Source organism: Pseudoduganella sp. RAF53_2 (assembly GCF_052113985.1).
In the GTDB taxonomy this organism is placed as follows: Bacteria; Pseudomonadota; Gammaproteobacteria; order Burkholderiales; family Burkholderiaceae_D; genus Rugamonas.
Map to the genome: position 1 here is coordinate 1 of NZ_JBFRDW010000425.1, position 5,299 is coordinate 5,299.

Here is a 5,299-nt window from a genome sequence, read left to right on the forward strand (position 1 = left end):
CGTCCGATGCACGAGCCTCTGTGAACAGGACTGCAAAGGCTCTCGGATGCGTACGTGGAAGAACCTCTTTCAGAAGAGGGCAAACGCCGATATTCTGGTGCGCGTTCGAATCAATCGATTGGTCGAACTTTATTTTTAGCTTTGATGCAGCAGCTTCACCATTGGCTGCGAAATCAATTTCGAGGAATCGCTCGCTAAGACCATCATCGTTAAATATACGGAGTACAGCCTGCCGGATAACGGTAGAAAGATCTTGAGGTAGCAGAGACTCCGCTTCCTGCCTCGTATATCGGTGCGATATAGACATCCATATATCACCGGTAAGTAGCGCCTTGTATTTGAGTACTCGAGTTCCGTTCGAGTCGGTTTCGCATGCTGCTTGACCCACTACGGGCTTGATGTCAGGTCTGCAGCCCAACTGCTCCTTGATGTCGACGTGCACGTCGTCTGTTCCGACTGTCAGTTCATATACAGGGTGTTGACGGAAGCGCGGATAGGCATCGCTATTTAGGAAAAGAACTACCTTGCTGCCGGTGTCAACTCGAAGGTTGATGCAACGATTACTCTTCGAGAGCGCCATTGGCCTCTTGATGAAATCAGATAGCACGTTCCCATTAACAGCCACTGCATATGGCAAGGCTAAGCTCTCTTTGGTGCCGGTCCGGAACTGGTAACACACGCTTATTTTGGAACGAACCGGAACGTTCGTCACCGTACCTTCTGGGGTAAGCGTGCAGCTGGCGGCGCTCATGCTTCGTCCTCCCAGTGCAGAGACATCGTAAGCGCCTCGTGGTGGTCGACACGTTGCGTGTGGCCATCGGCGTCGGTGGTGCCGCGCAGGGTGCGGCCGTCGGAGAGTTCGATGCGGTAGGGGAGGCCGGCAATGGGGTGGCCGGTGGATTCGTCGATGGCGCGGAAGGCGCCGCTGAAGTTGGTGTCGGGCGCGGGAGCCGGAGCCGGAGCCGGAGCGGCGGCGGTGGGGCTGTCGGCGTGACCGCCGCCGCCACCGCCACCGCCACCGCCGCCCGCATCAATGACCATCTCGCGCTGGCTGGCGATCAGGGTCGCGCCGCAGGCGGTGTGCATGCCTTCGACGGCGGTGGGTTTGCCGCCGTAGGTGTGCGTCGAGACGCCTTCGACGATCGGATATTTGCCTTTGCACAGCGGGCAGATAGTGTTGTGGCCAAGCTGGGCGATCTGGCGGCCGCCGGTGGTGACGTTGGGATTCCCCTCGAGGACGCGGCCTCCGTGCGAAGTCCGGTCGCCCTTGCAGATCACTGCGCGCATGATGGCCTCCTGCCCGAAAGGCTTCACTGTAGTGCGCTGATACCAATAGTGAATTGAGCTACCGCAAGCATTCGGGCTAAGATGGCGGACATGAAAAAACTCGCCCTCACTCTGGCGCTGTGCGCCGCCATGGCCGGCGTCCGCGCCGCTGATTATCCTGAGCCCGTGCAGGGCGACTTCGTGCTGAAGGACTTCCGCTTCGCCAGCGGGCAGACGATGCCGGAGCTGCGCATCCATTACCGTACGCTGGGCAAGCCGCAGCGCGACAAGCAGGGCATGGTGACGAACGCTGTGCTGATCACGCACGGCACCGGCGGCAGCGGCACGCAATTCCTGCGTCCCGAGTTTGCGGGCGATCTGTTCGTGCCGGGCGGTGTGCTGGACGCGCAGCGCTACTACATCATTCTTACCGACGGCATCGGCCACGGGAATTCGAGCAAGCCGAGCGACGGGCTRCATGCGCGCTTCCCGCACTACGGGTACCGCGATATGGTGGACGCCCAGCACCGCCTGCTGCTGGAAGGCCTGAAGGTCAATCACCTGCGTCTGGTGATGGGCACGTCGATGGGTGGCATGCAAAGCTGGGTATGGGGCGAGCGCCATCCTGACTTCATGGATGCGCTGATGCCGCTGRCCAGCCTGCCGGACCAGATCTCCGGCCGCAACCGCGTGTGGCGCAAAACGGTGATTGACGCCATCCGCCACGACCCGTCCTGGCAAGGCGGCGACTACTCGCAGCAGCCGCAAAGCCTGCGCACGGCGGAGGAGATGTTGTACTTCATGGGCAGCAATCCGATGCTGCGCCAGCAGGCTACGCCAACGCTGGCCGCCACCGACGCCGCGCTGGATAAGTACGTGGAAGAAGGTATGCGCCACGGCGACGCCAACGACCTGCTGTACCAGCTGGAGGCGTCGCACGATTACGACCCGGCGCCGGAACTGGAAAAGATCCGCGTGCCCCTGCTGGCCGTGAACAGCGCCGATGATCTGATCAATCCACCGGAGCTGGGCATCCTGGAAAAAGGCATCAAGCGAGTGGCGAAAGGCCGCGCCATCGTGCTGCCGTACACGCCTGAGACGCGCGGCCACGGTAGCCACACCGTTGCGGCGCTTTGGAAACAGTACCTGCAGCAGTTGTTGGAGCAGACGGCAAAGTAATGCCATACTGTGTCCGGGAGGCGGGTTATGCGCGTACGGACACCAACAGTCGCTGCAGCACTGCTTTGCGGTCTGACTCAGGTCGCAGCCCTCGCTGCGCCCCTTCAGTTTTGCTATGAGGATGCGCCGCAGGCTCCCTGGACCATGCCCGATGGTTCAGGCCTGAATATCGAGCTGCTGAGACGCGTTGCCAGGATGACGGGCGACGAGTTCCAGTTCTTTGCCCGTCCCTGGAAACGCTGCCAGGAGGAGACGCGCGGTGGCCGCATGGATGGCATGATCGGCGGCGCCGATGCGCCGGATCGCCGCAGCTACACCGTGCTGCCTTCACTGGCCGATGGCAGCGTCAATACCGAAAAAGCCATTTATCACGACCACGCCAGCGTCTATATCCGCGTTGGCAGTGGCGTGAGCTGGGATGGCAAGGAGCTGTTTAATCCGCGCGGCATCGTGGTGGCGCAGCGCGGCTACTACGTGGCGGAAATCCTGCAACAGCGCGGCCAGCGCGTGCTCGATACAGTGAAGTCGGTGGAGGATGGCCTGCGCATGGTGGTGGCGGGGATGGCCGATGTGGCGGTGCTTCAGGGGCGAGCGGCGGAGGAACTGGTACATGACGATCCCCGCTTCCGCGGCAAGATCGAGCTGGCGCGCCAACCCTATGTCGATCTGCCGCTATTCCTGCATATCAGCCGCAAGACTTACGATCGCGATCCGAAGCGCATCGAAGCGATCTGGAACGCCATTCCCGTGGTGCGCGCCTCGCCTGAATTCCGCAAGCTGGAACACGAGGCAAGGCGCGAGGACTGACGCTTAGCGGGCGTTCAGGTAGACGGGATTCCCCAGCAAAATCAGCTTGCCTTCGGCGGTGACCACATCAGTGCGCACCCAGTGCGGCTTGCCGTCGCTGGCGTAGCTGAAATCCATCTGCGCATCGTCGCTGTTGATGGCGGCGTCAGGCAGTGGCTGAATTGGCTTGCCATTGTCGGTCACGCGCAGCTTTGCGCCCTGCACCGCGGCGGCATGCACGTGGAACTTCACGGTGCTGCCGGCAGGAACGTTGAGCGTATCGCCCATCATGGCTTCGCTGCCTGCGTGGCGTGCATGCACTTCCAGCAGGCCTTTGCCTTCGCCTTTCACGTCAACGAAGACGTGGCCGGCGCGAATGCCGTCGATGATGGCGATCTGCGTCAGCTCCGCCGCATGCACCACAGTTTGCGGACGGCCCAGGCCTGGTTCGTCGGGACGGTGGCTGTCGCTGCCGCCGATGGCGGTGATGCGGTAGCCTTGATTCAGCTGCTTTTCCCAGAACGGCACGCCGGACCATGGCGTGTCCGCATCCGGACCGTTCACGGCTTCGATGGCTTGTACCAGATGCATATCGGTCGGCTGTTCCCATCCGCAGCCCATGCAGTCTTCACCGGAAGGGCGCACGGGATGGTTGATGGACACCAGGCCTTTCAGCTTGGCCGCCTGCGTCAACAGCGTGTTCCAGTCGGGCGAGGCATCCGGTGCGACCCGGAAGTCCAGCGGTGCGATGGTGCCGAACAGGTTGGCATGGCCGTAGAAGGTAGTGATCTCGCGGCCGGGCATCAGCAGCACTTTGTCGAAATAGGGCTGCAGTTCGCGGATGCCGTGCGTGTGCGCGACGCCGTTATGCTCGGTGATGGCGAGGAAGTCCAGCTTGTGGTCGGCGGCTGCCTGCGCGGTCAGGAACATCGGGCAGGGCACGCTCTTGCCGCTCTGGCTCTTGCAGCTGCCGTCCGATTGTGCGGTGTGGCTGTGCAGGTCGCCGCGGAACCAGGCAGGACCTGGCTTCAGCGGCGCGCGCAAAAGCGCCGGTTCATCGGCGACGTTCAGACCGCGCGAGAACCAGACTTCGGCTTTGTAGTCGGAGTGCGAGGTCTTGCGGATGTTGGGCATGCCCATCAACACGGCCCATTCGCCTTGCAGATGCGGGATCGGCAGGTAGGATGGCGTAGCGTCAACGCTGCTGACCGTGATGGTGTCCTTGTTACCGCCGCTCCAGCCGCGCAGGGCGCCGTCCGGACCGATCAGGCCCAGGTCGATTACGCTGCGTTCGGCCTTGCCGGTGTAGCTGAAACGGATCGTCACGCGCTCCACGCCGGCAGGTACGGTGAAGGGCAGGCGGCGGTAGCGCTGATGATCGCCGCCGTCCAGCGAACCGCGCAAGACGAGGTCCTGCGCGGACGCGGCGCCCCCGGCCGCTGCGAGCAGCAGGGCGAGGGCGGGCAGCAGTTTGGCTGCTTTAGAAGTCATACTTGACCGCCAGACGTACGGTGCGGCCCAGCACTGGACGCGCCAGGAAGGTGTTGGCGCCGGCGTCCGCGCTTTGCAGTTCGCCTGCGCGTGGATTGCCTTCGGTCAGACCCTGCGAGTTGTTCACGTTGTCCACGTAAGCGTAGGCGGTGATGGCAGGGGTAACCTGGTAGCGTGCCGACAGGTTCACCACATGATACGCAGGCAGGCGAACCGAGTTGGCGGAATCGACGAAGCGGGCGCCTTCATATTCCCACGAGGCTTGCAGGCGCAGGCGGTCTTCGAACAGGTTCACACCCGGCACCAGGCGCGCGCTGACTTTCGGCACGCGCACCAGCTGGTTGCCGCTGAAGTCGCGGATCAGCGGCAGGTTGTTGACCTTGTCGGTGTACGTCAGGTTGCGGTACTCTGGCTGCTGCCAGGTGAAGGTGAAGCCCAGATCGCCCCAGCTCACTGGACGCAGCTTGCCTTCCAGTTCCACGCCGTAGGTACGGGTCGAAGCGTAGCCGGTCTGCGGGGTGGAGGTGGAGTTGTTCACATCGAAGACATAGTTCGTGAAGCTCACGTTGTTGTACTT

General features: G+C 62.5%; 6 protein-coding genes. 2 read left to right on the forward strand and 4 right to left on the reverse strand.

Annotated features, from left to right (window positions below; genetic code table 11):
- Positions 1–751, reverse strand: a 751-nt coding sequence (locus tag AB4Z11_RS21875; RefSeq protein WP_442027643.1) for a hypothetical protein, incomplete at its 3' end; no start/stop codon positions are given.
- Positions 748–1,287: a PAAR domain-containing protein gene (locus AB4Z11_RS21880; protein WP_442027644.1), complete on the reverse strand. Its 540-nt coding sequence runs from the start codon at positions 1,285–1,287 to the stop codon at positions 748–750. The genes AB4Z11_RS21880 and AB4Z11_RS21875, both read right to left, overlap by 4 nt.
- Positions 1,288–1,377: 90 nt before the next feature.
- On the opposite strand from AB4Z11_RS21880, the gene AB4Z11_RS21885 reads away from it, so the two are divergent.
- Positions 1,378–2,445: an alpha/beta fold hydrolase gene (locus AB4Z11_RS21885; RefSeq protein WP_442027646.1), complete on the forward strand. Its 1,068-nt coding sequence runs from the start codon at positions 1,378–1,380 to the stop codon at positions 2,443–2,445.
- Between the two features lie 144 nt (positions 2,446–2,589).
- Positions 2,590–3,252, forward strand: coding sequence for a hypothetical protein (locus AB4Z11_RS21890; RefSeq protein ID WP_442027647.1), 663 nt, complete (start codon positions 2,590–2,592; stop codon positions 3,250–3,252).
- A 3-nt stretch (positions 3,253–3,255) separates the two neighbouring features.
- Here the strand turns inward: AB4Z11_RS21890 and AB4Z11_RS21895 are convergent, their stop codons facing one another.
- Both AB4Z11_RS21895 and AB4Z11_RS21900 read right to left on the reverse strand, forming a co-directional pair.
- Complete coding sequence (locus tag AB4Z11_RS21895) at positions 3,256–4,722, reverse strand: CehA/McbA family metallohydrolase (protein ID WP_442027648.1); 1,467 nt, start codon at positions 4,720–4,722, stop codon at positions 3,256–3,258.
- Positions 4,712–5,299, reverse strand: a 588-nt coding sequence (locus AB4Z11_RS21900) for a TonB-dependent receptor domain-containing protein (protein ID WP_442027649.1), incomplete at its 5' end; no start/stop codon positions are given. The genes AB4Z11_RS21900 and AB4Z11_RS21895, both read right to left, overlap by 11 nt.

Bases quoted from the DNA above. Each gene is read 5' to 3' on its own strand.
- AB4Z11_RS21880 (WP_442027644.1), bottom strand. From the start codon at position 1,287: ATGCGCGCAGTGATCTGCAAGGGCGACCGGACTTCGCACGGAGGCCGC.
- AB4Z11_RS21890 (WP_442027647.1), top strand. From the start codon at position 2,590: ATGCCCGATGGTTCAGGCCTGAATATCGAGCTGCTGAGACGCGTTGCC.
- AB4Z11_RS21895 (WP_442027648.1), bottom strand. From the start codon at position 4,722: ATGACTTCTAAAGCAGCCAAACTGCTGCCCGCCCTCGCCCTGCTGCTC.